Annotated in this window: 30 protein-coding genes; 9 read left to right on the top strand and 21 right to left on the bottom strand. The window is 66.9% G+C overall.

What is annotated here, in order from left to right:
• Positions 1-153: 153 nt before the first annotated feature.
• From ACXJ16_RS13805 to queC, 6 genes are all read left to right on the top strand, one after another.
• Positions 154-924, top strand: a complete 771-nt coding sequence (locus ACXJ16_RS13805; protein ID WP_132468654.1) for a cold-shock protein — start codon at positions 154-156, stop codon at positions 922-924.
• Between the two features lie 147 nt (positions 925-1071).
• Entirely contained in the window at positions 1072-2262 is a 1191-nt protein-coding gene (locus ACXJ16_RS13810; RefSeq protein ID WP_324697290.1) for an aspartate aminotransferase family protein, read from the top strand.
• 2 nt (positions 2263-2264) lie between these two features.
• Entirely contained in the window at positions 2265-3188 is a 924-nt protein-coding gene (gene argF / locus ACXJ16_RS13815; RefSeq protein ID WP_324697288.1) for an ornithine carbamoyltransferase, read from the top strand.
• On the top strand, positions 3185-4093 hold the full coding sequence (gene hslO, locus ACXJ16_RS13820; protein ID WP_324697286.1) for an Hsp33 family molecular chaperone HslO: 909 nt from the start codon (positions 3185-3187) through the stop codon (positions 4091-4093). Before argF ends, hslO begins: the two co-directional genes overlap by 4 nt.
• Before the next feature lie 75 nt (positions 4094-4168).
• Entirely contained in the window at positions 4169-4639 is a 471-nt protein-coding gene (locus ACXJ16_RS13825; protein ID WP_292635429.1) for a DUF3617 domain-containing protein, read from the top strand.
• A 52-nt stretch (positions 4640-4691) separates the two neighbouring features.
• Complete coding sequence (gene queC / locus ACXJ16_RS13830) at positions 4692-5387, top strand: 7-cyano-7-deazaguanine synthase QueC (RefSeq protein ID WP_054442185.1); 696 nt, start codon at positions 4692-4694, stop codon at positions 5385-5387.
• A gap of 169 nt (positions 5388-5556) precedes the next feature.
• Here queC and ACXJ16_RS13835 read toward each other — a convergent pair whose 3' ends face one another.
• The 19 genes from ACXJ16_RS13835 to ACXJ16_RS13925 all read right to left on the bottom strand — a co-directional run bounded on the left by ACXJ16_RS13835 (position 5557) and on the right by ACXJ16_RS13925 (position 20824).
• Positions 5557-6576: an OmpA family protein gene (locus ACXJ16_RS13835; RefSeq protein WP_132468655.1), complete on the bottom strand. Its 1020-nt coding sequence runs from the start codon at positions 6574-6576 to the stop codon at positions 5557-5559.
• A gap of 191 nt (positions 6577-6767) precedes the next feature.
• Positions 6768-7226, bottom strand: coding sequence for a DUF2793 domain-containing protein (locus ACXJ16_RS13840; protein ID WP_324697281.1), 459 nt, complete (start codon positions 7224-7226; stop codon positions 6768-6770).
• Positions 7227-7242: 16 nt separating this feature from the next.
• Positions 7243-9438: a phage tail protein gene (locus ACXJ16_RS13845; protein ID WP_463920842.1), complete on the bottom strand. Its 2196-nt coding sequence runs from the start codon at positions 9436-9438 to the stop codon at positions 7243-7245.
• A 10-nt stretch (positions 9439-9448) separates the two neighbouring features.
• A complete protein-coding gene (locus ACXJ16_RS13850) occupies positions 9449-9853 on the bottom strand; it encodes a C40 family peptidase (RefSeq protein WP_185998417.1) in 405 nt (134 codons plus the stop codon).
• Positions 9850-10671 (bottom strand): phage/gene transfer agent baseplate hub protein, encoded by an 822-nt coding sequence (locus ACXJ16_RS13855; RefSeq protein ID WP_463920843.1) that lies wholly within the window; start codon positions 10669-10671, stop codon positions 9850-9852. Before ACXJ16_RS13855 ends, ACXJ16_RS13850 begins: the two co-directional genes overlap by 4 nt.
• Positions 10668-13013, bottom strand: a complete 2346-nt coding sequence (locus ACXJ16_RS13860; RefSeq protein ID WP_463920844.1) for a phage distal tail protein, Rcc01695 family — start codon at positions 13011-13013, stop codon at positions 10668-10670. Before ACXJ16_RS13860 ends, ACXJ16_RS13855 begins: the two co-directional genes overlap by 4 nt.
• A 19-nt stretch (positions 13014-13032) precedes the next feature.
• Entirely contained in the window at positions 13033-13611 is a 579-nt protein-coding gene (locus ACXJ16_RS13865; protein WP_185998419.1) for a tail tape measure protein, read from the bottom strand.
• A complete protein-coding gene (locus ACXJ16_RS13870) occupies positions 13601-13816 on the bottom strand; it encodes a phage tail assembly chaperone (RefSeq protein ID WP_324697272.1) in 216 nt (71 codons plus the stop codon). The genes ACXJ16_RS13865 and ACXJ16_RS13870 overlap by 11 nt, the downstream gene beginning before the upstream one ends.
• Positions 13813-14145 carry a gene transfer agent family protein gene (locus ACXJ16_RS13875; RefSeq protein ID WP_324697270.1) on the bottom strand — a complete coding sequence of 111 codons (333 nt, stop codon included), beginning with the start codon at positions 14143-14145 and terminating at the stop codon, positions 13813-13815. The genes ACXJ16_RS13870 and ACXJ16_RS13875 overlap by 4 nt, the downstream gene beginning before the upstream one ends.
• Complete coding sequence (locus tag ACXJ16_RS13880; RefSeq protein ID WP_054442194.1) at positions 14142-14549, bottom strand: phage major tail protein, TP901-1 family; 408 nt, start codon at positions 14547-14549, stop codon at positions 14142-14144. The genes ACXJ16_RS13875 and ACXJ16_RS13880 overlap by 4 nt, the downstream gene beginning before the upstream one ends.
• Positions 14550-14575: 26 nt before the next feature.
• Positions 14576-14965, bottom strand: coding sequence for a tail completion protein gp17 (gene gp17, locus ACXJ16_RS13885; protein WP_054442195.1), 390 nt, complete (start codon positions 14963-14965; stop codon positions 14576-14578).
• A gap of 3 nt (positions 14966-14968) precedes the next feature.
• On the bottom strand, positions 14969-15148 hold the full coding sequence (locus tag ACXJ16_RS13890) for a hypothetical protein (RefSeq protein ID WP_185998421.1): 180 nt from the start codon (positions 15146-15148) through the stop codon (positions 14969-14971).
• Entirely contained in the window at positions 15145-15693 is a 549-nt protein-coding gene (locus tag ACXJ16_RS13895) for a head-tail connector protein (RefSeq protein WP_054442197.1), read from the bottom strand. Before ACXJ16_RS13895 ends, ACXJ16_RS13890 begins: the two co-directional genes overlap by 4 nt.
• A gap of 154 nt (positions 15694-15847) precedes the next feature.
• Positions 15848-16990 (bottom strand): phage major capsid protein, encoded by a 1143-nt coding sequence (locus ACXJ16_RS13900; protein WP_054442198.1) that lies wholly within the window; start codon positions 16988-16990, stop codon positions 15848-15850.
• A 65-nt stretch (positions 16991-17055) separates the two neighbouring features.
• The gene (locus ACXJ16_RS13905) at positions 17056-17478 is read right to left on the bottom strand and encodes an HK97 family phage prohead protease (protein ID WP_132468657.1); all 423 of its coding nucleotides are present in this window, start codon (positions 17476-17478) and stop codon (positions 17056-17058) included.
• Entirely contained in the window at positions 17475-17783 is a 309-nt protein-coding gene (locus ACXJ16_RS13910) for a DUF6127 family protein (protein WP_054442199.1), read from the bottom strand. The genes ACXJ16_RS13905 and ACXJ16_RS13910 overlap by 4 nt, the downstream gene beginning before the upstream one ends.
• The gene (locus ACXJ16_RS13915; RefSeq protein ID WP_185998423.1) at positions 17780-18961 is read right to left on the bottom strand and encodes a phage portal protein; all 1182 of its coding nucleotides are present in this window, start codon (positions 18959-18961) and stop codon (positions 17780-17782) included. The genes ACXJ16_RS13910 and ACXJ16_RS13915 overlap by 4 nt, the downstream gene beginning before the upstream one ends.
• A gap of 35 nt (positions 18962-18996) precedes the next feature.
• A complete protein-coding gene (locus ACXJ16_RS13920; RefSeq protein ID WP_463920845.1) occupies positions 18997-20325 on the bottom strand; it encodes a DNA-packaging protein in 1329 nt (442 codons plus the stop codon).
• Entirely contained in the window at positions 20318-20824 is a 507-nt protein-coding gene (locus ACXJ16_RS13925; RefSeq protein WP_054442201.1) for a hypothetical protein, read from the bottom strand. The genes ACXJ16_RS13920 and ACXJ16_RS13925 overlap by 8 nt, the downstream gene beginning before the upstream one ends.
• Before the next feature lie 190 nt (positions 20825-21014).
• On the opposite strand from ACXJ16_RS13925, the gene ACXJ16_RS13930 reads away from it, so the two are divergent.
• The 3 genes from ACXJ16_RS13930 to ACXJ16_RS13940 all read left to right on the top strand — a co-directional run bounded on the left by ACXJ16_RS13930 (position 21015) and on the right by ACXJ16_RS13940 (position 22908).
• On the top strand, positions 21015-21653 hold the full coding sequence (locus tag ACXJ16_RS13930) for a YqaA family protein (protein WP_185998424.1): 639 nt from the start codon (positions 21015-21017) through the stop codon (positions 21651-21653).
• 77 nt (positions 21654-21730) lie between these two features.
• Positions 21731-22306 carry a nuclear transport factor 2 family protein gene (locus ACXJ16_RS13935; protein ID WP_324697252.1) on the top strand — a complete coding sequence of 192 codons (576 nt, stop codon included), beginning with the start codon at positions 21731-21733 and terminating at the stop codon, positions 22304-22306.
• A gap of 53 nt (positions 22307-22359) precedes the next feature.
• The gene (locus ACXJ16_RS13940; RefSeq protein ID WP_463920846.1) at positions 22360-22908 is read left to right on the top strand and encodes an NADPH-dependent FMN reductase; all 549 of its coding nucleotides are present in this window, start codon (positions 22360-22362) and stop codon (positions 22906-22908) included.
• Between the two features lie 48 nt (positions 22909-22956).
• On the opposite strand, the gene spt is transcribed toward ACXJ16_RS13940, so the two are convergent.
• Positions 22957-24192: a serine palmitoyltransferase gene (gene spt / locus ACXJ16_RS13945; protein ID WP_454796345.1), complete on the bottom strand. Its 1236-nt coding sequence runs from the start codon at positions 24190-24192 to the stop codon at positions 22957-22959.
• 11 nt (positions 24193-24203) lie between these two features.
• Entirely contained in the window at positions 24204-24443 is a 240-nt protein-coding gene (locus ACXJ16_RS13950; protein ID WP_054442290.1) for an acyl carrier protein, read from the bottom strand.
• Positions 24444-24476 lie beyond the last annotated feature (33 nt).

Raw genomic sequence — 24476 nt, forward strand, 5'->3', positions numbered from 1 at the left:
ATGTGTTCGCCATGTGGCAGAACCTCGTGTATGACTCCGGCCTGCAGGTAAAGGTCCGGGGCTTTTCTCGGCTGTTTGCCTGACGGTCGGCGCGGTTCGTCCACGTGTCCGGGTGTATGCTTTTTGGGGCGCAGCGAAGGTACGTTCGTAAACATGGGTTTTGACAGAGGTCGTCGCGGAAGGGGACGCGACAAGCGCGATAGCTTCGGGGAGAACGAGTTCGATCCGTTCTTTGCCGGGCAAGATCGCTTCGGTGGCGGTGACCGCTTCGGTGGCGGCGATCGTTTCGGCGGTGGCGGTGATCGCGGCGGTTTCGGCGGCGGTGATCGCTTCGGCGGCGGCGGCGGCGGTGATCGCGGCGGCTTCGGCGGCGGCAACCGTGGCGGTGGCTTCGGCGGTGGTCCGCGCGGCGGCGGCGGCGGTGGCGGTATGCCCGCTCAGGTCGTCGGCCAGGGTCGCGGCGTCGTGAAGTTCTTCAACGGAGCGAAGGGTTTCGGCTTCATCCAGCGCGATGAGGGCGGCGAAGATGTGTTCGTTCACATCAGCGCTGTCGAGCGTGCCGGCCTTGAAGGCCTGGCCGAAGGCCAGCAGCTCGAATTCCAGCTCGTCGATCGTGGCGGCAAGATTTCGGCCAGCGAACTCGTCGTCGTCGGCGACGTGATTCCGGTCGCCAAGCGCGAGCCTGCACCGCAGCGTCAGCTGACCGGTGAAAAGGCCAGCGGCACGGTCAAGTTCTTCAACTCCATGAAGGGCTTCGGCTTCATCACCCGTGATGATGGCCAGCCGGACGCATTCGTTCACATCAGCGCAGTTGAGCGTTCGGGCCTTGGCGGTCTGAACGAAGGCGATCGCGTGGAGTTCGACATCGAGGTCGATCGACGAGGCAAGTACTCGGCGGTCAACCTGGCGCCGCTCCAGGGCTGATCCTGCCTGCAACGCCCCCGGTGTTTGACCGGGGGACTGCAAACACCTAAAAGCGCGCAAATGGCGGTCCGGTTAGGGCCGCCATTTGTCGTTTCCGATTCACGTTTTCACGTTCACGTCACTGATTCGTTATCGAGGAATTCCATCATGTCGATCACTCCGCTGATGCCCGTGTATCCCCGGTGCGGCGTTCGGCCCGTTCGCGGCGAGCATTGTCACCTCATCAGTGAAGACGGTCGCCGATTCCTCGATTTTGCAAGCGGGATAGCGGTCAACCTGCTGGGTCATTCGCATGAAGGCCTGATCGGTGCGGTCCAGAAGCAGGCCGAGACGCTCATGCACGTTTCGAACCTTTACGGTAGCCCCCAGGGCGAAGCGATTGCCACCCGCCTGACCGAACTGACCTTCGCCGATACGGTGTTCTTCACCAACTCGGGCGCCGAAGCGGTCGAATGCGCTATCAAGACTGCGCGTGCTTATCATCAGCACGTCGGCAACGATCACAAGTTCGAGTTGATCACGTTCAAGAATGCCTTCCACGGCCGGACGATGGCGACGATCAGCGCGTCCAATCAGGACAAGATGCACAAGGGCTTCCTGCCACTGCTGCCCGGTTTCAAATATGTCGAGTTCGACGATCTGGAAGCCGCAAAGGCCGCTATCGGCCCGAATACCGCAGGCTTCCTGGTTGAGCCGATTCAGGGCGAAGGCGGCATCCGCATCGCTTCGGACGAATTCCTCCAGGGCCTGCGCGCACTTTGCGATGAGCATGACCTGATGCTGGTGTTCGATGAAGTTCAGAGCGGCGTCGGTCGTGCCGGTACGCTCTACGCCTACGAGCAGTACGGGATCGTGCCCGATATCATGTCGACCGCGAAGGGCATCGGCGGCGGCTTCCCCGTCGGCGCCTGCCTTGCCACCGAAAAGGCCGCGCGCGGGATGGTATTCGGAACGCATGGTTCGACTTATGGCGGTAATCCTTTCGCCATGGCAGCGATCGGTGCGGTGCTCGACGTCGTGGCCGATGAGGCATTCCTTGCCGATGTGCGCGCAAAGGGCGAGCGACTGCGTTCGCGGCTCGAACAGTTCATCGGCAACTATCCCGATCTGTTCGATTCGGTGCATGGCCGCGGCCTGTTCATCGGCATGAAGCTGAAGATGGAGCCGCGGGCTTTCGTTGCCCATATGCGTGACAACCATCAGGTGCTCACCGTTTCGGCCGGTGACAATGTGGTCCGCGTTCTGCCGCCGCTCGTCATCGACGACAGCCATATCGACGAATTCATGGAGAAGCTGTCCGCCGCGGCGGCGAGCTACCAGCCCCAAGAGGTCGCCTGAAGATGCGGGATTTCCTCAATCTGAGTGATGCCGGTGGGCCTGCGCTCGCCGCGATGATCAACGATGCGATCGACCGGAAGTCCGCGCGCAAGGCCTGGCCGAAAGGCCAGGTCGACGCCGATGCTCCGCTTGCGGGCCATGTGCTTGCCATGATCTTCGAGAAGAACTCGACCCGCACGCGCGTCTCGTTCGACATGGCGATGCGTCAGCTCGGCGGCAGTGCGCTCATTCTCGAAGCGGGCAGCACCCAGATCGGTCGCGGCGAGACGATCGCCGATACCGCCCGCGTGCTCAGCCGGATGGTCGATGCGATCATGATCCGTACCGACGATCACGCCAAGATCGAGGAACTGGCGCACTATGCCGAGGTTCCGGTTATCAACGGGCTGACGGATCTTTCCCACCCCTGCCAGATCGTTGCCGACTTGCTGACGATCGTCGAGGGCGGCTTTGCGCTTCCGGGGCTCCAGCTGGCCTGGCTTGGCGATGGCAACAACGTTGCCAACTCGCTGATCGAGGCGGCAGGGCTGATGAAATTCACGATCCGCATCGGCGGCCCTGCGGGCTACGAGCCGGATACTGAATTCATCGCGCGCGCTCGTGCGGCGGGCGGCGAGGTCATTCTGACGCAGAACCCGGCCGAAGCGGTTGCAGGTGCCCAGGTCGTGGTTACCGATACCTGGGTGTCGATGGGGCAGCCGGGCGGCGAGAAGCATGTTGCAGCCATGCAGCCCTATCAGGTCAATCAGGCGCTGATGGCGGCTGCGAATCCGGGCGCCATGTTCCTCCACTGTCTTCCCGCCCACCGCGGCGAGGAAGTGACGGATGACGTGATCGACAGCACTCAGTCCGCAGTATGGGACGAGGCCGAAAACCGCATCCATGGACAGAAGTCCGTGCTGCTGTGGGCGCTTGGCAAGCTGTGAGCGACGATCTTCTCCCTCGGGACGACGATACCGGCTTCGATCGGGTGCTGGCGTTCACCGTGCCTTCGCGCCATGCGCGCGGTCGTGTGGTGCGCCTTGGCCCTGTGCTGGAAACGGTACTCTCGGCCCATAGCTACCCCAAGGCGGTCAAGCACGTCCTGGCCGAAGCATTGGTGCTGACGGCCTTGATGGGGTCGCTTCTGAAGGAGGAGGGCGCTCAGCTGACCTTCCAGGCGCAAGCCGAAGGCGGAGCTGTGGATCTGCTCGTTTGCGACTATCGGGGCGGCGAACTTCGCGGTTATCTGCGACATGACCCGGTTCTGGCCGAGAAGCTGGAAGAGGACTGCTCGCTCGAAACGATCTTCGGCAAGGGCTATCTTGCGATCACCTTCGATCTGGACGTCTCGAACGAGCGCTACCAGGGCGTGGTGCCGCTTGAAGGCGCATCGCTTGCCGAAGCCTGCCAGAGCTATTTCGCCCAGTCCGAGCAGGTTCCGACGGTGATCCGCATTGCCGTCCGTTCCAATGGCCCGCGATGCGTTGCGGGGGGCCTGCTCGTCCAGCATTTCCCGGATGGCGAGGAAGGCAAGGAGCGCCTTCACGTCAAGGAACAGCACCCCGATTGGGAGCATGTCTCGATCATGGCGGGCAGCGTTCAGGCGGGCGAACTGGTCGATCCGGTGCTCAATCTGGAGCAGCTCGTCTGGCGCCTGTTCCATGAAGAGGATGTTATCCGGGTGGAGCCGCTGGCGCCGTTGACGCGGGGCTGCCGATGCTCGGTGGAATATTATCAGAATATCCTTGGACGGTTTCCCGAGACCGAGCGGGCGGATATGCGCGATGAAACCGGTATGGTTCCGGTAGATTGCGCGTTCTGTTCGAAGATATTGCACGTCCCTGTCTGAACATATCGGGCCGTTGCGGACCTGTCGGCGCGGGGGATGCTTGTCTTGCCGGTCGGGAGTACCGATATGGGGCGGATGACCACGGGTAAAGCACGAGGTCTTGCGCCAACGCGCGCGAGGGGCCGCAAATTCGACTGGACGAAACGCAGGGCAGCGACGGTAGCAGTGGCAGCCGGGGCATTGCTGCTGCTTGGATCGGGCGCGCAAGGGCAGAAGCGATCGCTTGCGATGCTTGACCAGCTGGAGCCGGGCTCCTGGGAACTGCGTGAGCACGGCGAGAGCAGCGTCACGCGCAACCTTTGCATCGGAAATGGCAGGCAACTGATTCAGCTCAGGCATCAGGGGATTCCTTGCCGCGCGGTCGTGGTCGAGGACACGGCGAACGAAGTCGTCGTCCAGTATACCTGTCGCGGGCAGGGCTATGGCCGAACGCGGGTTCGGCGCGAGACCAATGGGCTGATCCAGATCGACAGTCAGGGGATCGTCAGCGGACTTCCCTTCGTTGTCACCGCTGAGGGACGGCGGACCGGTTCCTGCCGGAACTGACGCTGCCGGCTGGTGGTTGTCATCGCTTCGGCGAAGGCTTAGCGAAAGAACCATGCAGGATACTTCAACGCTTTCAGGCCGCAAGGCGGTCGTCCTTCTCTCAGGAGGACTGGATTCGATGGTTTCGGCGGGGCTCGCACGAGAGGCGGGCTATTCCATCAATGCGCTGACGATCGACTATAACCAGCGTCATCGGTGCGAAATCGATGCCGCCGGCAAGATCGCCGCTTTCCTTGGCGCCGAACGTCATGTCGTGCTTCCGCTCGACTTGCGCCAGTTCGGCGGGTCTGCGCTGACGGACGATATCGAGGTGCCGAAGGATGGCGTCGGTCCCGGTGTTCCGGTGACGTATGTTCCCGCGCGCAACCTCGTTTTCCTGTCGCTTACGCTGGCTTGGGCCGAGGCAATCGGGGCTTCCGATATATTCATCGGCGTGAACGCGCTGGACTATTCGGGCTATCCCGACTGCCGTCCCGAATTCATCTCGGCGTTCGAGAACATCGCGACCCTGGCGACCAAGGAAGGCGACGAGGGCACGAAGTTCAGCATTCACGCGCCGCTGCAGTTCCTCGGCAAGGCGGATATCGCCCGCGAGGCGGATCGCCTTGGGCTGGATGCCGGCATGAGCTGGTCGTGCTACGATCCGCAGCCGGATGGCCGCGCCTGCGGAGAGTGTGACAGCTGCCGCCTGCGAAAGGGCGGCTTTGCCGATGCGGGGCTGATCGACCCTACGCCTTACGCCGCCTGATCTTTTTCAGAGCTGAAATTACGAACGCTCCGCCTGACCCGCGGGGCGTTTTCGTTTGTGCGGCCGGCCCACGGATGCCCGGGCTGCCGGGAACATGCTGGTGCAAGTTCCATAAGAAAAGGGGGCCGGATTGCTCCGACCCCCTGATCTGTAACCGTTGCCGGTTCGCTTACATGCCCGAACCCGGACCGTAAGTGATTTCGACGCGGCGGTTCTGCAGCTCGCGCACGCCGTCAGCAGTCGGAACGCGCGGGTTAGCTTCACCGAACGCCTGGCTCGAGATCGAGCCGTCCGGAATGCCGTGGCTGGTCAGATACGCGCGGGTAGCGTCGTTACGACGAGCCGACAGGCCGAGGTTGTACTTTTCGGTACCCGAACGGTCGGTGTAACCGGCCAGCATGATCGGAACGCTGTTGCAGTTGCCATAGGCACTGATCGCGCTGTCGAGAATGGTGGCGGCTTCCGGCGTGATGTCCGACTTATCCCAGTCGAAGAACACGATGTACGGACCCTTGTTGCATTCCACAACCGGCGGCGGAGGCGGCGGCGGGGGAGGCGGCGGGGGCGGCGGGGGCGGCGGCGGGGGCGGCGGCGGAGCTGCCGGTTCGCCGAAGTTGTACGCCAGGGTGCCCATGAGCGAGTGCGAACGCCAGCGGGTGCTGACCGACGAACCGTCCACGTCGACGAGGTCGACATTGGCGACGTTCATGAAGCGATACTTCAGGCCCACGTCCCAGTGGCTGCTGATCGGAGCGCGAACGCCCGCGATAGCCTGCCATGCGAAGCCGGTGTCGGAATCGTCGATGAAGTCGGCATCGACGCGAGCGACGCCCGCACCACCGCCGACGAAGCCCTGGAGGCCGTCATCGGGACCGAAATCGAGCAGGCCGTTGACCATGAACGACAGGTTGCTGGCGTCACCGCCGAAGGACTTGACCGGAGCCTGGCGATAGCTGGCTTCGGTTTCAAGACGGAACGGACCGAAGTCGTAACCGAGAACGGCGCCGCCGTCGAAGCCGGTCTTGAAGTCGGCAGTTGCGGCGTTGCTGACGCCGTCGACCTTAAGATCAGCGTCTTCGACGATCATGCCGCCGAAGTCGAGTTCAAGATACCACGACTTGTCACGCGCAAGCGCGGGCGTGGCGATAGCTGTCGAAGCCAGCGCCAGACCAAGGACGAGTTTCCTCATACGTTTCCCCTACTAAGAGATTTGGAGCCACCGAGTGCGTCGAGTGTCTACCCCCTCAGCATTGCGTGTGCAAGCGCACATTGAAAGCGACTGTTGCAAGAATGTCGCGATTTCGGAGGGTTGGTGCCGCCTCGTGACCCCATTTATTGGAAATCGACTGCACTGTTCCTACCCCTGTTCAATGTGCCGCGTCATGCTGACGGGAAGATACCCAAGGCTTGCAGGGCAGCAACCAGTTGACCGATCACCGCCCGAGCCTGAACATCAACTGTCGATCCGCCAAGTGGTTCCACGGGAAGGGAAGCTTTTCTCCATGAGCCCCAAAATAGTTGCTCCTGCCGGGTCGACAGATCGAAGACGCGCATTCCGTGCCGTGGTTTCACGAACATCCAGTTTCCGCCCTGAAATGTGGCAAGCGTGCCCGCCTGCCCGTTCCAGGCCCCGCTCGCTTCCATGCCGACCAGCCAGCATTCTCCCTCCGAGGGGGAGGGAGGCGGGAGATCGGTTTCGCCCTCGATCGCGGGGTGCAGCAGCATGTCGCAGCGGGCCAGGGCTTCGTTGACGAAGACCTCTTTCTGGGACTGGCCGGCATAGAGAAACGGCAGCGAGAAACGCGCGCTGGCGCTGTCGAAAGTGATGGTATCGCTCATGCTGGGCTCCTTGGGATCAGTTCAGCGAAAGGACGGGAAGGGGTTCGGAAAGGGCGTGGGTTCCCTGCTGCCTCACGCGCAGCCATTCGCCGGGGGCTCCTGCGGACAGGCGTGCCACGAGGTCGGGGGCGAGATCGATCGAAGGGGCGGCAAGGGTCCACGTGGCCAGCGGGCTCCCGATCGCACCGAACGTCACGAGATAGCTCTCCGTCTGTTCGACCAGGGGCACGTCGAGCCCGTCCTGCCATGTCCAGTTGCCCCGTGCGCGGCGTGTCCACGCCGCGCGCAAGGTGCCGTCCGCCAGTCTTGTGACACGAGGGTGGACCGGTGCCAGCGGGCGCAATGTGATGCCTTCAAGGCGGATCGGGACGGCGACCGGCTCGGGATCTCCGCGCCCTGCCGCCACGATCCGGCGTTCGCTCCCGGTTCCGACGATGGCCGGATCGAGCGCGACGGCCTTGCGGTCGAGCAGGACGAACGGTTCGCCGGGCAGGTGCGTGCCGATTGCGGTTTCCGTTCCGCCCCTTCCGCGCAGAAAACCGGTGAGCCGCCAGGTGCCGCCGCCAAGCGGCAGGGCGCCGGCGAACTGGATGATTTCGTCACCCACGAGGGCAAGGTTGGCGCCTTCCGCGAGCTGGCGGAGCGATGCCGATGCCAGTTGCAGGTCCGCCCCTGTCAGGCGAACCTCCAGGGTGGAGGCGCGATCGAACAGCAGCGCGCTTGCCGGTGGAAGCGCCGTCGAGGCCGTGCCGACGATCGAGCGCATCCGGCCGCTGGGGCCGAGCGGCAGCAGGCCCCCGTCGCCGCGGTCGGCAAAGAGCGCCGCACCGCTCCAGTTTGCAGTGGAGGATGACAGTGCGGCAATGGGCCGGGCGCTGTCTGGCGTGCCCGTCGCGGCATCGTAGGGAAGTTCGAGCGCCACGAGCGCGGTCTGGCCGGGGGGGAGATCCGGCTGGGGGTTTATCCGTCCCGGGTCGGTTGCAAGCCGTGGCGGAGCGTCTGCTCCGGTCGGCACGCGGCGGGTGGCGGAAATCTCGATGCCGCTGTCTCGCCACTCCCATGCCTCTACGCGCCACAGGCCGGGAAGGCCGGGAAACGTCACCGAGGCACCGGGCGCGACATCGCAGTCGAGTTCGCTGGTCCGCCAGGAAATGCGGTCCCTGCTCCAGTCGATCCTTCTGCGGATGCGTTCGATCAGGCTGCGGGCGGTGGCGGCATCGAGCGCGGCCGGAAGTTCCAGCGCGCGGGGTTCTCCGGCAATGGCGCGGCCGGTGGCATGTTGCACGCCGGGCAGATAGTCGCGGTCGCGGTCGAAATAGCGGAGCACCGACAGCGGCTGTTCGCCGGGGGCGGCACGGCTGCGGGAAAAACCCGTCGCGGCGCCGAAATCGCCGTCCTCAGCGGATATCGCGGCTTCGGCAAGGGCGATCTGGCTCGTCTGCAGCCGTTCCCTGGCAATCACCAGACGGTCCCGCCCGGCATCGGTGCAGAGCGGCTCGACCTGGTCTATGACCTGCAGGATATCCGCCAGCGACCCGTCACAGCTCAGCCCGCCGAAGCTCTCGAGCGGGACTGCCGCGTCGATATCCTCCACCAGATCGCCGATCACCCCGGAGAGATCGAAGCGTTCGTCGGCGATGACCTCGAAAGTCAGCGCGGGGATGTGGTTGTAATATTCCGAAAGGTCGAGATCCTCGAACACCACGTAGGCCAGATCGCGGTGAGCGGGACAAAGGGCTTCACCCTCTGCCGCAAGGATCAGCGGATCGCAGGCCTGATCGCCGTGCCCGGTATGGATGCGCAGCGTACCGCCGACCTTGAGGTCGCCTTCCGCGCCGCGCAGCAGTCTGCCATCGGCCCAGATGCGGCCGAGGGCCAGGATCGGGCGGCTGGAGAGTGCCACGGCAAAGCTGGCCGAATAGCTGTAGGTCGTGACGGAGGGAGCGCCCTTGCCGCCGCCCAGCGTTTCGCTGTGCTCGGTGAGTTCCGCCGCCCAGATCATCTGGCCGGCAACGCGCATCCGGCCGAAATGACGGGGGAGGGGCTGGCCGTAGCTGGAAGTGGTCACTTCCAGTTCCTTGAGCCGTGCACCCTGCCGGTTGGGAGATCCGAAGATCGCGGCATCGAACTGACTGCCTACGAGCGAACCGATCGCACCGCCGACCGGGCCGCCCAGCGCCGTGCCTACCGTGCTGAAAACGAGCGTTGCCATGTCTTGTCCTTCAGGAAAGGGAGCCGAAGCGGGCACGCCAGTGCCCGGTGAGCGGCCATTCACGCGGGAGCGGGGCGATTACGACGCGGCGCAGGCCCGCATGGGCATGAACGATGCGCGCCTCGCCGAGCGCGATGGCGAGATGGTATTGGCAGGGGCCGGGGCGCAGCATCAGCACATCGCCCGCCGCGATTCCGCCGGTGGCAGCTTCCAGCCCCAGCGCGGCGGCAACGGCATCTGCGCGGTCGATCCGCATGGCGCGAAGGCTGTAGCCGTTGGGAACGGCCATGGGCCTGCCCGCGGCGACCGCGACGAGGCCGAGGCAATCGAGCCCGGCCGCCGGATCGCGGCCATGAAGTCGAAACGGCACGCCGACCAGTTCCCGCGCTGCCCCGGCCAGATTCTCGCCCGTCATTGCGAGGGCGAGGGGTAGCGGGTGAGCAGGTCGTTTCCGGGAAGATAGGGTTCGCCGCGAAAGTTCACGGCATTGCCGAACCGTTCCGCGCAGGTGCCCAGCGTATGATCGCACCCTTCGCGCAGGAAGGCGCGGGTGCCGGGCGGAATACTCCCGTCCAGCGGGACATCGAGGATCAGCCTGCCGTCTTCCCCGCCTACGATGCCCATCCGCACGCCCGCCTGCGGCCCTTCGAGCCACCGCAGCGTACCGCCGGCGAACAGGTCCGGAGAGGCCGGTTCGGCAAAGGCGACCGTATTGCTGGCGGTATCCACCAGTGCGACGGCCAGTTCGCGGGTGAAGCGCTGGGGATCGAGATTGCATCCCGGCCCGCAGAACCCGGCGCGACAGGCGGGGCTTGTGCGGGGGACCGGATCGCGCGCCAGTTCCGCCTTGCGCGACGCGAGTTCGGCGGAGAACGCACCGTCTTCCTCGGCAACGGCGCCGATCGTGCCGGTGTAGAGGGTTTCGCGTTCCAGCATTTCCCAGTCGACCAGCCCGATGCGGACACGGGCACCGTCGAAACGCCCGGTGGCCAGATCTTCCGTGGAAATCTCCTCATGCGTGATCGTGCCGCGCACTTCGGCGCTGTCTGCCTCGAAGCCGGCGGACTTGCGGATTGATGAGGGAACCATGCCGGGCGACGCCCGATGCGTGAGACCGTCGAACCAGAGATCGGCATCGTGCGTGGTGAAGCCCAGGGTCACGCCGTCACGCCGGTCGATGCGCCAGAAGGTTGCGACCGTTTCCAGGTCGCCCGAGAACCACTTGCGGCTCATGATGCCTCCCGGATTTCGACGACGGGCACGCTCGGCGCCTCGCCTGCCGCGAAAGCGGCGCCCGCGACTTCGAGCTGGTCTTCCGCAAAGCGCACCGGCACGTCGAACAGGAAGCCTGCCCGGACGGCCGCGCCCAGGGGCGGCGGATCGTCGAAGGCGATCACGCCTTGCGGTTCGCGCGTCCAGTTGCCGACCTGCACGGCGCCGCCGATCGAGACGAGCAGGGTGTCGAACAGCGGCCGGGTCACGCGGCGGACCTGTTCGGCGCTTCCTTCGCCGTAGCGCTTCACGAGCGGGAACCGGGCGGTGATGCCGTCACCGATGCCGAGCGGCTGGTCGAGCGGGCTTGGCGTGCCGACCATGCCGTTCGAACTGTAATCGCTCGGATCGCGCAGGCGAAAGCCGCGCGCGGGGCCGCGACGGGCGCGATAAAAGGCGATCAGTTCGCCCAGTTCCGCTTCGGAACGCACGCCGGGGCCGACATCGAAGCGCAGGCGGGCGTTGGACCAGAGACTGTTGCGCCGTTCGAAGCCGGATGCGGTGACGGAGATCGAAGTGGAGAACTCCGGGATCACCGTGGCATCGCGGCCCAGCGCGAGGGGATAGAGCACGTCGTCGAAGGCCTGCATCTGATCGGCTCCTGAGGCTTGCGGAGAGAGGGGGGGAAGGCGGACGAAGCCGTCGCGCGCGACCTGGGGCAGTGCCCAGACCACCACTTCGCGCGGCGAGCGGGCGAGTGCCTCGTCCAGCCCGGCGTCGATGCGGCGCCACTGGTCGCCTTGCGCCGGCGTCAGCACGAAACCGGCGAGGTAGTCCTGCTCTTCGGGGGGATAGCCGAGCCGCTCGTTCACTGCGGCGTAGGCGGAACGGCGCAGGGTATCGGCACCGGCGGTGAGCCAGTCATAGTCCTCCACCTGCAAATGGTCGAAGGCGGGCGAGGCCCAGCCGACCGGGAGATTGGCACGGCGCATCTCGGGCATCGCCGGATCGAGCAGGGTGGGCGTGAAGACCAGCGCCAGCGCTTCGACCGGCGCCGGAGCGGCGGCAGCGCGGACTGCATTCACGAGGTCAGCCGTGGACTGCGCAAGAAGGGCACCGGCTTCGTCCAGCAAGGCCTTTTGCGCGGTATCCAGAGGGGCGCGCATGTCGGGAATGGCGGCGGGCGCACCGCCAAGCCGGGCGGTCGCTTCGGCATCGTAAAGGCAGATGCGGCCGTCCGCGAAGCACCACCACCACGGTTCGCCGACCTGGAACCGCACCGCGGCGCCAGCCTCGGTCATGAGCTGCGCGAAAGCGGCGCCGACCGATTGCAGCCAGCCCATTGCGGCACCGTTCGCGGGGGAGAGCAGGGTTGAGGGCGGGTCCCATCCGGTCAGCGCCGGATTGCCCTCCAGGTCGCGCTGCTTCCACGCGGGGGGGCAGTGCTGGTCGAGCAGTTCGTAGGACAGCGAGGCGATCGGGTTGAAACCGAGCTTCACGCATTCCGCGAAGAAAGTGCGATGCCAGACCCGCGTCGGCGCGTTGAGCGGGTCGCCCCCCATGCCGGCGAGATAGGCTCCGTCTGCGGAAGCGAGCCGGAAGTAATGGCTCATGCCCAGATAGTGGACCACCGAGCCCCGGTAGCCGAGCTGGCGCACGCCGCGCAGGAGCCGGGCGGGGGTCTGCACGCCCTGATCGTCGAATCCGGTCGCCATGGCGAGGCCGTTCGGCGGGAGGATGACGTCGCCGATCTCCAGCATGGCGCGCGCGCCGTCCACCGCGATCTCGCTCAGTTCGATCCAGCCTTCAGCCTCGGCCGGCAGGGGAGCAGTGCTGCCGTCGTAGCCCGGCGGACAGAAGGAAATGAACATGCGGTCGATCGCATGGGGCCATATGCGCTCTGCTTCGGCAGGGAGCGCGAAGCCGGCGTCCAGCTCCGAAAAGCGCAGGCTGATCCGGGCATCCTCACCCGTCCCCTCGGCATAGTTCCAGAGCCGGACGTACCAGGCGCGCGCGGTGCCGCTTGCGTCCTGTCCCTCTATCGTCAGGGTCGGACCGTTCCCGGCGTCGAGCGGGATCACCCCCGAGGAACGCCAGCGGAAGCTGAGCGAGGTATGGGCGTAGTCGCGGTCGGCCTTGTAGGCGAGCAGCGGGTGGTCGAGCCGGTCCTCGCTCTCCCAGATCAGTCCGCCGAGGTCGCCCTTGCGCAGGAATGCGGCGTCCACCCGTAGGGAGTCGGGGCCGGTCGAGATGACGGAGGCCATCATCGGGCGCGGGAAATTGACGGTCCAGAAGCGCGGGTCGAAGCGCCTGATCCAGTCGCTCTCCTGTCCGTTGCGCTTGTCAGCAAGCCAGAATGCCATGTCGGGTGCTCCGGTGAGATCAGCGGCTGGAAAGGGCGCGGCGCACCGCGCTGGCGACCTGGCGGGACGAGCGCTGGAGCGATTGCGGCGTACTGGCGCCGCGCGGCCCGGTGAGGTTGATGGCCACTTTGACGTCGCGGGCGCCGGAACCGGTGCCGGAGCCAGTGCCGGTCTCGATCCGCCCGGCGGAAGTCGGCACGAAAAGCTCCGGTCCGCGTTCGCCGACGAGATAGCCCCGCCCCGGCGAGACATTGCCCCCGGTCGCGCGCCCGGGCAGGCCGAGCACGCTGGAAAACAGGCCGGAGAGATCGAGCGCGCCGGTGGCTGCGCCCCCCGTGCCCGCCGCGCCGAACAGGCCCTGCAGCGATTGTGCCGCGATTTCGCCAAGCGTGCTCAGGGCGACGCGCTTGAGGTCGTCGAAGCCGAGGCTGCCGCGGCGGATCGCGCCGGTCAGGCCCTTTTCCAGCGCCTGCCCGGCCTGGGTGAAGCCGGAGACGAGATCGCCGTCGATGCTGCCGCGCATCTGCGCGATGTCGCGCGTGAAGCCTTCGGTGCTGGCGCGGACTTCCACCAGCAGGCTGTCGATGTCATCGCTCATTGTCGTGTTCCATCAGCTTGTCGAGCAGGGACCGGTCGACGCCCGGTGCATCGGCGGCGCCAGCTGGCCCAGGGGGCAGCAGGCCGAGCGCGGCGGCGAGTTCGGCGGGCGTGGCGGCCCAGAAATCCCGTGGGCGCCAGCCGAGCTGTCGCGCGGCGAGACCGCAGAGCCTGAGCGCCGCCGGGGCGAGCCGGGTTTCGCTCATCCGCTGCCCTTGAGGATCTGGCCGAGCAACACCCGCAGCGGTGCGGCGCAGGCGGCAAGGCCCTGGGCAACCACCGCCTCTCCCACTGCTTCGCGCGGGACGGCGTGCAGCGGGTCGACGCAATGCCAGAACAGCGCGGCCAGTTCGGAAAGGCGAAGCTGGCCCGCGCCCGCCCGCTCGACGAGGGCGAAGAGCGGGCCGAGTTCCTCCTCGGCGGCGACCAGCGCGGTGAAGCTGGGGCGCAGGACATGCGCGGTGCCGCCGATCTCCAGCAGCGCCTCGCCGCGCAGCGCGTTGGCCCGCTCCCCCTGAGCCTGTCGAAGGGTCATGCCGGCGCCACCAGGCCGGAGCTTTCGAGCTGGAGCGTGTAATTGCGCTCGCCGTTGAAATCCCCGGCATAATCGAGCCGCTGGACGAGGAAGCGGCCACGCAGCCGCTCGCCGTCCTCGAAGCTCAGTTCGTAGTCGTCGAGGGTGCCGGCCATGGCATTGGCGCGAATCTTCGCCTCGGCCGTGCTGCCGAGGAAGATGCCCGCCGCGCTTACCGAGACCGAGCGGACCCCGGCCCCCGAAAGCAGTTCGCGCCAGCCGCCGCTGTCCTTGCTGGTGACGACGACCGCGTCGCCCGTGACCGACATCTGCGTGGTCCGCAGCCCGGCAACGGTCTGGTAAGTGGCGGGAGAGCCGCCATTCGAGATCTTGAGAAGGAAGGCGCTGCCTTTCTGGGCGGGCATGGTGAGGCTCCTTTGAAGCGGTTGGGTCAGGCGGCGAGCAGGCGGAAGCGGTATTCGAGCAGGATCGCGCGGCGGCTTTCCCCGCGCTGCTCGGCGCGGGCCCGCAGGAACTGGATGGAGGCGGCGGAGAAAGTCGGCTGCGTGCGCGGAAGGCTTTCCACCCGCGCCTCGATGGCCGCGACCAGCGCCGCCGCCGCATCGGGCGCGTCACCCCGGCAATGGAGTTCGAGCGCGACGCGCACTTCCCGGCCCGGTGCGGTCTTGCAGCTCCAGTCGGCGCTGGCGCTGGAGGCCAACGCCAGCCACGGCAGGCTGGTGCGCAAGGGCGTTTCCTCGGTCACCGAGTTCAACTCGGCCGCGAGCGCGGGATCGGCGGCGAGCCATTCGATCAGCGCGGCGCGCAAGGCGATTTCCATCACTTATCCTTTCGCGAAGAGCGGCCAGACGAGGTCGGCACGGCGCCAGCGGGTTTCATCGCCGCGTGCGCCCATCCGCCGGGCTTCGGCATGGGCGGCGGCAAGCGCTTCGGCGCGGGAGGCGAGGCGGCGGAAGAGGGCGGCGAGCGATGGTCCGGCATCGGCCGAGATCATGCCGGTCACGCCAGCCGCATCCGCCGCCAGGGCCGCCAGAGTGCCGCGACCGAGGCAGGCGGAAGCGGCGCGGCGCCGCCGCTTTCGCGCTCGCGGTGCTGGTGCGCGGCTAGCCGGACGATGCCGTGGCGCAGCCCGTCCGGCAGGCTGTCCCAGTCATCGGCGAGCCCGGCCGTGAAGCCGATGGCGATGCGGGTGGCGGGCGTGCCGAACGGAAGGCGGACACGGCCGGTGCCGTCGGCATCGAGGTCAATCTCGTAAGTCCCGGCCGAAAGCGGGAACCGGGTGCCATTGGCATCGACCCCCTCGATCAAGGTGATGGCCTGCACCGGACGGGTGGACAGCGCATGCCAGCCTGCTTCGGCGGGCAGCATTTCTTCGCACGGGGCGACCAGCGGCATCCGGCCGGTGAAGGCCTCGCAAGTCTCGACCGCGCTGGCGAGCAGGGCAACGAGCGGAAGATCGTCGCGCGTGGTGGTCACGCCGAGCCACTGCTTGAGCTCGGCGAGTGCCGAGGACGGAAGCACGGGCGGGGCGGGAATGGCCCGGTTCATGGGTGTCTCCGATCAGGAAGGAAGGAGGCGGTTGGCCCGCGCCGCCGCCCGAGGTGAGGGAGCGGGGAGACGGCGCGGGCCGCTGCTCAAGACGTGCGGGGCCGGAAAGGAGCGGGCTCCTTTCCAAATGCGGCCCCGCACGGCCCGGATGGCGTCAGGCCGAGATCTTGAGCAGCTTGATCGCGTCGGAATCGAGCACCTGCCCGCCGATCCGCTTGGTTGCGTAGAAGTGGACGAAGGGCTTGTTGGTGAAGGGATCGCGCAGGATCGAGGTCGCGCTGCGTTCGGCGATCAGGTAGCCGGCGCGGAAGTTGCCGAATGCGATCGGGAAGGCATTGGCCGCCACGTCGGGCATGTCCTCGGCTTCGACCACCGGATAGCCCAGCAGGCGGTTCGGCTGTCCTTCCATGAGGCCCGGCTGCCACAGGAACGAGCCGTCAGCCGCCTTGAGCTTGCGGACCACCGCCAGCGTCTTCGAATTCATCACCCAGCTCGCGCCCTGGCGGTGGCCGCCCTTGAGCGAATGAACGAGGTCGATCAGCTTGAGTTCGGGCGAGGTGTCGAACCCGGCGGCATTGCCCGAGACCAGGAACTGGAGCGTGCCGAAGGGGCGGGCGGCGTCGGCAGTGGCGGCGTTGGGGGCGGCAAGGAAGCCCTTGGGCTGGTTGGTGCCGGTGCCGTTCACGAAGGCGGCACCTTCGGCACGGGCGAATTCCATGGCGATCTCGTCCGCCAGCCAGGACTGGATGTCGAAGGCGGAATCGTCGAGCATGGCCTGGCTCGCGGCGGGATTGGCGTAGAGTTCGCCGGCGGGCGGGGCGATCTCGGCGAAGCTGGGGGTGGCCGTTTCGGTGCGGGCGCCGGTCTCGCTCACCCAGCCAGAAGCGGTGCCGCCAGTGGTGATGAGCTTGCGGTAGCCCGCCGTGCCGGTCTGCACGACTTGCGCGATCGAGCGGATCGGGCTGATGTTCTTGAGGCGGGCGGAGATCAGCGCATCGACTTCGCGCGGGACCGCATAGCCGCCATCCGAGGCGACGATGCCGGAGATCGACTTGATCTCGGTCTCGCGGCCCATGCGCAGGTAGCCGTCCACGAAGCCCTTCACTTCGAGGCTGGCGGTGGTCGTGGCGCCGCCTTCGATCACCGGCCGGGACGCGGCGCGGCTGACGCGGTCGAGGCGGGCCTTCACGTCGTCGACGTCACCGCGCAGGGCTTCGACGGCGGCTTCGGTGGCGTCCTGTCGGGCGACGAGGTCGAACGAGGAGTCGAGCGCTTCGACCGGGGCAATGGATTCCATCGGGCATTCACCTTTCGGTTGGAGCCGCCCGTCGGGGCGGCGGGAAAATGGGTCGGAGGAGGTCGTCAGGAGATCAGGTGCACCCGCGCGCCGTGCTGCATCGGGTGCGTGACGAGGCTGACCTCGAACAGCTCCAGGTCGAGCAGTTCGCGGCCTTCGGCGCTGTTGCGGCTGGCGCGGGCGCGGTAGCCGAACGAGAGCCCGTTCACGGTGCCGCGCCGAAGCGCGAGACCGGCGGCGCCGTCCGGGTTGTCCACCGTGGCGACCACGCGCAGGCCGCGATCGTCTTCCGCCACGGTTTCGATCCAGCCGATCCTGAGATCCGGCCGGTGCTGCCAGAACAACGGGATCGGATCGCGCCGTTCGGCCAGCGTCCGGGCGAAGGCGCCGGGGCGGATCGTGTCGCGTCCGGCGTCGCGCTTGCCGAACAGCGCCGCATAGCCGGCGAAGCGGAGGGTGCGCTCATGCAGAGCCGGTTGCAGCGTCATCGCAGCAGCTCGCCCGCGCCGAGGCGCACCGCCAGGCCGAGCAGCAGCAAGGCCAGCACGCCGCGCACCAGCCAGCCGATCGCGGCGGCCTGCGCGCTGGCCTTGGCGTCGCGCCAGGCCTGGAGCAGTTCGCGCAGTTCGGAGAGGTCGCCCGGCGCGGTCGCGTCGTCGAGGCCGATCCGCGAGAGCATCCGCCGCGCGCCGACTTCGCTGGCTTCCTCGACGATGGCGCGCAGCGTCACGAGTTCGCTGCCCTCCGTCGTCGCCTGGGCGAGCAGGCCGGCCAGCATGTCCTTCTGGTTCATGATTTGTTCTCCTCATCCTTCGAGGCCGAAACGGGGGGCAGCCCCAACAAGGATCGCTTTTCGTCGTCGCCAAGGAAGTCGGCGGCGCTGACCTGGGCCCAGAGCCGCTCGCGGTCCTCGGCAAGCGCGGGAACCCGGTCCAGGTCGATGGCCAGGATGTTCTCGCGGCAGTCGTTCGGGAACCACGGGGCCAGCCCTTCGCAGAGCCCGGCGAAGATCTTGCTCGCCAGCGGCAGCAGGGTGAGCCGCCAGAGCGCGCGGTTGGCCTCGCGGTAATTGGCGTAAGTGGCATCGCCCGGCAGGCCCAGCAGCATCGGCGGCACCCCGAAGGCGAGCGCCACGTCGCGCGCGGCGGCGGCCTTGAGCGTGGCGAAATCCATGTCCGCCGGGGTCATCGCCATGGCCTGCCACTTGAGCCCGCCTTCCAGCACCATCGGCCGTCCGGCATTGCCCGATCCGGCATAGGCGCTGGCAAGTTCGGCCTTGAGCCTGTCGAACTGGTCGCCGGTCAGGGTATTGCCGTCGCCCGCCTCGTAGACCAGCGCGCCGGAAGGGCGGGCGGCGTTTTCCAGGAGCTGGCGGTTCCACTGCGAGGCGGCATTGTGCGTGGCGATGGCCTCGTCGGCGGCGGCCAGACAGCCCGCGCCGTAGTGATCGTCCGCCGGGTGGAAGTGGCGGATGTGGATCACGTTGGGCGAGGCGTCCTCGTCCAGCAGCGGGATCGTCAGCCGGCGGCCGGCCACGTCATAGGCGAAGGCGGCGGGCCAGCCGTCCTCCCCGGCCTGGATCGACACGCGCTCGGGGCGCAGGGCGAACAGTTCGACCGGGCGGCCCCGCGCATCCTTGAGCACCTGCACATAGGCATTGCCGTGAAGCAGGAGATGGCAGGCGAGCGTTTCCAGCAGCGATTGCCCGGCGCTGGTTTCGGTGACGAGCGCGATGAGCGCGGGGTCGGCGGGCCGAAGCGGGGCGCCGCCGATACCCTCGGCCACGAGGCGCACCGCACGCTGGGCGACGGGATTCTCGAGATAGGCGCGGCGCACTGCCGAACCGTATTCGAAGGGGGCACGCCCGCCGCCGCTCTCGGCGAAGAACCATGGCGAGGCCGGCCCGCGCGCCAGTGGCACGCGGGCACTCTCGCCCTTGAAGGCGGCGACGAGCGTATCGATGAAGGACATGTCGATCCTTTCGGAAGAGTTTCGAATTCGGCGGTTCACGCCAGCCTGACCCGAGGCTCGCCGCTTTTGCCGAGCATCAGTTCGGTAAGCGCCCAGACCAGCGCGTCGGCACGGTCGGGAGAACGCCCCGGCCCCTGGTAGGCGCCGCCGGCGATCAGCCCGCACATCTCGTCCTCCAGCCGGGGGAACAGCCCCGCGTGGCGGACGCGTCCGGCTTCGTAGAGCGCGGCGACGGGCTCGGCACGGGCGACCTTGCCCCGGCAGGCGTGCACCAGCCGCAACGGCAGGGAGAGACGCGCCGCGCGCAGGACCGAGGCGACCATCGCGCCGCCCTGGTTCGCCTCGGCGACGACGCGGTCGGCGCGCCACGCTTCGGCGGTTCCGGCAACGGCGCGGGCCCAGCGTTCGGGGCCGGCCTTTTCCACCGAGGCATCGGCCATCACATGCGCGGTGCCGTCCTCGGCCATGCCGACCACCACGATGCCGCAGGCATCCCCCCCGGCCGATGCCGGCGGATCCACGCCGACGACGACGCGGCCGCATTCGGGCGCGCGTTCCTCGCGGCTGGCTTCCAGCAGGGCGCGGCTCCAGAGCGCGCCTTCGACCTCGGCGATCAGTTCGCCGTCCAGTTCCTGCCGCCCGAGCAGGCTGCGCGAGAAGGTGCGGCGCATGGCCTTGAGGAAGCGCGCGGGCAGGTTGGCGGCATTGTCGAAGGTGCTGCCGCGCGTCACGATCACGTCGCCCTGTTCGCTTTCGGCCAGCAGGCGCATGACCAGCGGCACGCTGCGCGGGGTGGTGGTGGCGACGAGGCGCGGATCGTGGCCGAGCCGCAGGCCCATCAACAGGTTGTCCCAGGCCGAGACGGCCCGGCCCGAGGCATTGTCCCACTTGGCGATCTCGTCGCACCAGGCGTGGCTGTGCTGGGGGCCGCGCAGGGCTTCCGGCTCGGCGGCGGAATAGAGCGTGGCCTGCGCGCCGTTGGGCCAGGTCAGCCGCCTGAGCGAAGGCTCGAACACCGGACGCCGCCAGGGCGCGCCGACGGAAAGCAGCCCGCTCTCGCCCTCCACCATGACCGAGCGCGCCTCGCCAAGATGAGCGGCAACCAGCGCGATCCGGGCTTGCGGGTGGCGTTCGGCGATTTCGTTGACCCATTCGGCGCCGCAGCGGGTCTTGCCGAAACCGCGCCCCGCCATGACCAGCCATACGCGCCAGTCACCGGCGGGTGCGATCTGCGAGGGACGACCCCATACCCGCCAGTTCCAGCGCCATTCCTCCTGTTCGCGCGGGGCGAGCCTGGAGACGAAGCCGTCAAGGTCACTGGCATGAGCCTTGGCGAGCCAGTCCAGGGGATCTGCTTCAGCCATCCTCTTCCTCCTCTTCGCGGGCGGTGCGGCGCGCCAGGACCTGTTCGCGCAGCTGCGCCAGCTTGGTCTGGATCGAGGCGCGGACAGCGCCGAGATCCTCGTTTTCGCGGATGGCCCGCTCGCGCGTCACCGTTTCGCGGTGAAGCCCCAGCAGGCGCAGGGCATTGGCGTTGTCGAACTTGACCTCGCCATCCTTGGGCTCCCCGAAGCGCAGGCGGTAAAGAACCTCGATCTCGAGGTTTTCGTAGCCTTCGAGCAGGGCGGTGCGCCATTCGCGGGCAAATTCGGGTTCCGAGCGGCGCACTTTGTAAGGCCGGCTCGGGTGAACTCCGGCGGCGGCGCTCGCCGCGCTGACGTTCGACGTTTCGGCCAGCGCCGCCAGGAAGACGGCGCGCCAGTGCCGGTTCAACTTGTCCTCGGCTTGGGCGATGACGGGACTGATCTTCGTCCGGGGCCTGCGCGGGGCAGCACCCGGCGAAGCCGCTTTCGGCTCGGCCATGGGGATGATCCTGTTTCTGGAAAATTCCGGGGCGGAAGAACGTGCCGCGATGAGCGACCCGTTTCACTCGCTGTTCCTGTTTTGTACCAATTACGATAGGCGATGTCAAGCGGATATAACCAAATGGGTTATAGCTTGCCGCCTCATCATCGGCCTACTAAGCACGCCACGTCACTTCCCGGAGAACTCGATGCTGCGCCGCCTCTACGACTGGACCATGGCCAAGGCGGCGCACCGCCACGCCGAATGGTGGCTGGCGCTGTTCGCCTTCATGGAGGCAAGCTTCTTCCCGGTTCCGCCGCATCCGCTGCTGGGCCTGATGTGCCTGGCAGAACCGAAGAAGGCGATTCGCTTCGCCCTGATCGCCACGCTGGCCTCGGTGGTGGGCGGGCTGCTCGGCTATGCCATCGGCCACTTCGCCTATGCCGCTTTCGGCGAGGCGCTGCTCAAGGCGCTGGGGCTGGCGGCGAGCTTCCCCAAGGCCGCGTGCTACTTGCGCGAATATGGCGCCGAGATCATCGTCGTGAAAGGCGCGACGCCGATCCCGTTCAAGCTGCTGACGATCACCGCGGGCTTCATCGGCATGAACCTTGCCGTGTTCATCGGCGCCTCGATCGTCTCCCGTTCGATCAGCTTCCTGATCGTGGGCGTGCTGTTCCGCCTGTTCGGCGCGCCGATCAAGGCGGTGATCGACAAGCATCTCGGTAAAGTCACGGCGGCCTTCGCGGTCGCGGTCGTCGCGGGTTTCCTTGCCGTGGCCTTCCTTGGCGGCGGCGCCAAGGAGACCAACGAGAAGTGCGACGTGATCGCCGCCGCGAAAACGGCGTGATCCCGGCCTGAGCGGACTTACAGGGGCAGGGCGGACGACCTAGCTTCGCGCGAAAGAACGCGCGAAGGAGAGATGCCGTGACCGATCCTGCCTCGAAGCTGGCCGAACTGGCCGATCGGCATGAGATCCACCAGGTGCTGCTGCGTTATGCGCGCGGGCTCGACCGGCTGGATAACGCGCTGGTCCGCTCCTGCTACTGGGACGATTGCATCGAGGACCACGGCCAGTTCGTGGGCATGCCGGACCAGTTCGTGGCCTGGGCGGACGGCACCACGCTGCTTTTCGAATCGACCCAGCACGCGATCCTCAACCATGTCTGCGAACTGGCCGGGGAAGAGGCCTTTTGCGAGACCTACTACCACTTCTCGGGCGTGACGGCGCAGGGACCGAACTTCATGTCCACGGGGCGCTACGTCGATCATTTCCGCAAGCGCGCAGGAGAATGGCGGATCGCCAACCGGGTCACGCTGGTCGAGGGGACCTACGACGTGCCCAAGGCCGCCCATGCGCCGAGTCCGGCCAGCGCCTATACCGCCGAAGAGCCCTGCCAGGCCCGGCGGGATCGCGGTGACGTGAGCTATCACCGCCCGCCGGTGCCGCGCCGCCCCCGCGCGGTCCGGGGAACCGGGGCCGAACCGGGGACTTCCAACTGACACCTTTTGCACCGATACCTGTGATCGGCTGCAACCAGTCATGAGGAGTCGTCATGTCGAAGATCGTCGTCGTCGTCGGAAGCCTTCGCGCCGAATCGTACAACCGCCGGTTCGCGCAGGCGCTGACCCGCCTCCCCGCCGCATCCGGCCATGAATTCGTGTTTGCGGATATTGCCGCCCTGCCGCTCTACAACCAGGACGATGACGCCGATCAGGCTCCTTCGGTCAAGGCGCTGAAGGAACTGGTGCGGGGAGCCGACGGCGTGATCTTCGTGACGGCGGAGTACAACCGCTCCATCCCCGGCGTGCTCAAGAACGCCATCGACAACGCCTCGCGCCCTTACGGGGACAGCGCCTGGGCGGGCAAGCCTGCGGGGGTGATCGGCGTTTCGATCGGGGCGATAGGCACGGCGCTTTCGCAGCAGCACTTGCGCAACGTGCTGGCCTACCTCGACATGCCGACCCTCGGCGCGCCGGAAGCGTTCATCCAGTGGAAGGACGGCCTGATCGGCGAGGATGGAACCGTGGGCGCGCAGTCTGCCGGGTTCGTCGGCGGCTGGCTGGAGGCATTCCTCGCACTGGTGGACCGCCACAAGGGCTGATCCGAGGCGCCGTCCCGGAACCGGGTCCGGGACGGCGCCGGATCGGCGTCAGAGAATGCCGGCCGTCTTGCCCGCGCGGGTGAACATGCCGATGATCTGCTGGACCTGTTCGGCCGAATGCTCGGCGCAGAGCGAGCAGCGCAGCAGGGTCATGTTCGCAGGGGTTGCCGGCGGACGTGCAAGGTTCACGTAGAGACCCTCGTGCAGAAGGGCTTCCCACATCGCCGCGCCGCGTTCGAGGTCGGGCATGATCACCGCGATGATCGCGCTCTGCGGCTCTGCCGTGCCGAGCTGGAAGCCGGCATCGGTCAGGCCCTTGTGCAGGGTCCGAGAGCTTTCCCAGAGGTGCGCGCGCTTCTCGGCCGCCGTCATCAGCTTGCGGATCGAGGTCGTCGCGGTGGCGACAACGCTCGGCGGGAGGCTGGCGGTGAAGACGTAAGGGCGGCAGACCAGGCGCATGATCTCGAACTTGGGGTGGTTCGAAACGCAGAAGCCGCCGACGGTGCCGACCGACTTGGAGAACGTGCCGATCACGAAGTCCACATCGTCAAGACAGCCCTGGTCCTCGGCCACGCCGCGACCGTTGGGACCGATGAAGCCCATCGAGTGCGCTTCGTCCACCAGCACCATCGCGCCGTACTTCTTGGCGACCGCAATCATCTCCTTGAGCGGAGCGATATCGCCCAGCATCGAGTAGACGCCTTCGAGCACGACGAGCTTGCCGGCACCTTCCGGGATACGGCGCAGGCGCTTTTCCATGGCTTCGATGTCGTTGTGCTTGAACGGCACGACTTCGGCATCGCCCATCTTGCAGCCGTCCCAGATCGAGGCGTGGCTGTCGATGTCGAGGACGATGTAATCGCCCTTTCCGGCGATCGTGGAAATGATCCCGAGGTTGGCCTGGTAGCCGGTCGAGAACACCATCGCGTGCTTCATGTCGTAGAAGTCGCATAGCGCTTCCTCGACCGCCTTGTGCCCGGCGTAGGTGCCGTTGAGCACGCGGCTGCCGGTGGTACCGGCGCCGAAATCGTCCAGCGCCTGCTTGCCCGCCGCGATCACGTCAGGGTCGAACGTCATGCCCATGTAGTTGTAGGTGCCGAGCAGGATCGTCTCGCGCCCGTTGCACATGGCCACGGTAGGCGAGATCACCTTCTCCATGACGAGGCCGAACGGGTCGGTCACGCCGGTGGACAGCAGGCCGCGGCGCATTTCGATCAGGGGATCGAACTTGCTGAACAGGTCGGTTGCGGCTTGCGTTTCGTTTTCGCTGAGCATGTCGGTCATCGCGAAGTCCTTCAGCCCTGGAGCTTGACCACGGCGTCGACGAGCTGGCCGTAGTTCTCGATCTCGGCCTGCTGGTTCATCGAGATGATGATGTCGAAGCCGTCTTCGATCTCGGCCACGAAGTCCATGACGGTCAGGCTGTCGAATTCGAGATCGTCGGTGAAGCGGGTCGCGTCGGTAATCTCGACGCCCTTCTTGTTGAAGGGTTCGATCAGCGCGGCGATGCGGGCCGAGGTCTCTGCGCGGTCCATGGTCATTTCAACTCCGGTAATTTCGGGCGGCTC

The sequence above is a fragment of the Novosphingobium sp. TK71 genome, from assembly GCF_055361505.1.

What these genes read in the sequence shown, in the direction of transcription:
- ACXJ16_RS13805 (WP_132468654.1), top strand. Translation starts at nt 154, where the DNA reads ATGGGTTTTGACAGAGGTCGTCGCGGAAGGGGACGCGACAAGCGCGAT.
- ACXJ16_RS13810 (WP_324697290.1), top strand. Translation starts at nt 1,072, where the DNA reads ATGTCGATCACTCCGCTGATGCCCGTGTATCCCCGGTGCGGCGTTCGG.
- argF (WP_324697288.1), top strand. Translation starts at nt 2,265, where the DNA reads ATGCGGGATTTCCTCAATCTGAGTGATGCCGGTGGGCCTGCGCTCGCC.
- ACXJ16_RS13825 (WP_292635429.1), top strand. Translation starts at nt 4,169, where the DNA reads ATGACCACGGGTAAAGCACGAGGTCTTGCGCCAACGCGCGCGAGGGGC.
- queC (WP_054442185.1), top strand. Translation starts at nt 4,692, where the DNA reads ATGCAGGATACTTCAACGCTTTCAGGCCGCAAGGCGGTCGTCCTTCTC.
- ACXJ16_RS13835 (WP_132468655.1), bottom strand. Translation starts at nt 6,576, where the DNA reads ATGAGGAAACTCGTCCTTGGTCTGGCGCTGGCTTCGACAGCTATCGCC.
- ACXJ16_RS13840 (WP_324697281.1), bottom strand. Translation starts at nt 7,226, where the DNA reads ATGAGCGATACCATCACTTTCGACAGCGCCAGCGCGCGTTTCTCGCTG.
- ACXJ16_RS13845 (WP_463920842.1), bottom strand. Translation starts at nt 9,438, where the DNA reads ATGGCAACGCTCGTTTTCAGCACGGTAGGCACGGCGCTGGGCGGCCCG.
- ACXJ16_RS13850 (WP_185998417.1), bottom strand. Translation starts at nt 9,853, where the DNA reads ATGACGGGCGAGAATCTGGCCGGGGCAGCGCGGGAACTGGTCGGCGTG.
- ACXJ16_RS13855 (WP_463920843.1), bottom strand. Translation starts at nt 10,671, where the DNA reads ATGAGCCGCAAGTGGTTCTCGGGCGACCTGGAAACGGTCGCAACCTTC.
- ACXJ16_RS13860 (WP_463920844.1), bottom strand. Translation starts at nt 13,013, where the DNA reads ATGGCATTCTGGCTTGCTGACAAGCGCAACGGACAGGAGAGCGACTGG.
- ACXJ16_RS13865 (WP_185998419.1), bottom strand. Translation starts at nt 13,611, where the DNA reads ATGAGCGATGACATCGACAGCCTGCTGGTGGAAGTCCGCGCCAGCACC.
- ACXJ16_RS13870 (WP_324697272.1), bottom strand. Translation starts at nt 13,816, where the DNA reads ATGAGCGAAACCCGGCTCGCCCCGGCGGCGCTCAGGCTCTGCGGTCTC.
- ACXJ16_RS13875 (WP_324697270.1), bottom strand. Translation starts at nt 14,145, where the DNA reads ATGACCCTTCGACAGGCTCAGGGGGAGCGGGCCAACGCGCTGCGCGGC.
- ACXJ16_RS13880 (WP_054442194.1), bottom strand. Translation starts at nt 14,549, where the DNA reads ATGCCCGCCCAGAAAGGCAGCGCCTTCCTTCTCAAGATCTCGAATGGC.
- gp17 (WP_054442195.1), bottom strand. Translation starts at nt 14,965, where the DNA reads ATGGAAATCGCCTTGCGCGCCGCGCTGATCGAATGGCTCGCCGCCGAT.
- ACXJ16_RS13895 (WP_054442197.1), bottom strand. Translation starts at nt 15,693, where the DNA reads ATGAACCGGGCCATTCCCGCCCCGCCCGTGCTTCCGTCCTCGGCACTC.
- ACXJ16_RS13900 (WP_054442198.1), bottom strand. Translation starts at nt 16,990, where the DNA reads ATGGAATCCATTGCCCCGGTCGAAGCGCTCGACTCCTCGTTCGACCTC.
- ACXJ16_RS13905 (WP_132468657.1), bottom strand. Translation starts at nt 17,478, where the DNA reads ATGACGCTGCAACCGGCTCTGCATGAGCGCACCCTCCGCTTCGCCGGC.
- ACXJ16_RS13910 (WP_054442199.1), bottom strand. Translation starts at nt 17,783, where the DNA reads ATGAACCAGAAGGACATGCTGGCCGGCCTGCTCGCCCAGGCGACGACG.
- ACXJ16_RS13915 (WP_185998423.1), bottom strand. Translation starts at nt 18,961, where the DNA reads ATGTCCTTCATCGATACGCTCGTCGCCGCCTTCAAGGGCGAGAGTGCC.
- ACXJ16_RS13920 (WP_463920845.1), bottom strand. Translation starts at nt 20,325, where the DNA reads ATGGCTGAAGCAGATCCCCTGGACTGGCTCGCCAAGGCTCATGCCAGT.
- ACXJ16_RS13925 (WP_054442201.1), bottom strand. Translation starts at nt 20,824, where the DNA reads ATGGCCGAGCCGAAAGCGGCTTCGCCGGGTGCTGCCCCGCGCAGGCCC.
- ACXJ16_RS13930 (WP_185998424.1), top strand. Translation starts at nt 21,015, where the DNA reads ATGCTGCGCCGCCTCTACGACTGGACCATGGCCAAGGCGGCGCACCGC.
- ACXJ16_RS13940 (WP_463920846.1), top strand. Translation starts at nt 22,360, where the DNA reads ATGTCGAAGATCGTCGTCGTCGTCGGAAGCCTTCGCGCCGAATCGTAC.
- spt (WP_454796345.1), bottom strand. Translation starts at nt 24,192, where the DNA reads ATGACCGACATGCTCAGCGAAAACGAAACGCAAGCCGCAACCGACCTG.
- ACXJ16_RS13950 (WP_054442290.1), bottom strand. Translation starts at nt 24,443, where the DNA reads ATGGACCGCGCAGAGACCTCGGCCCGCATCGCCGCGCTGATCGAACCC.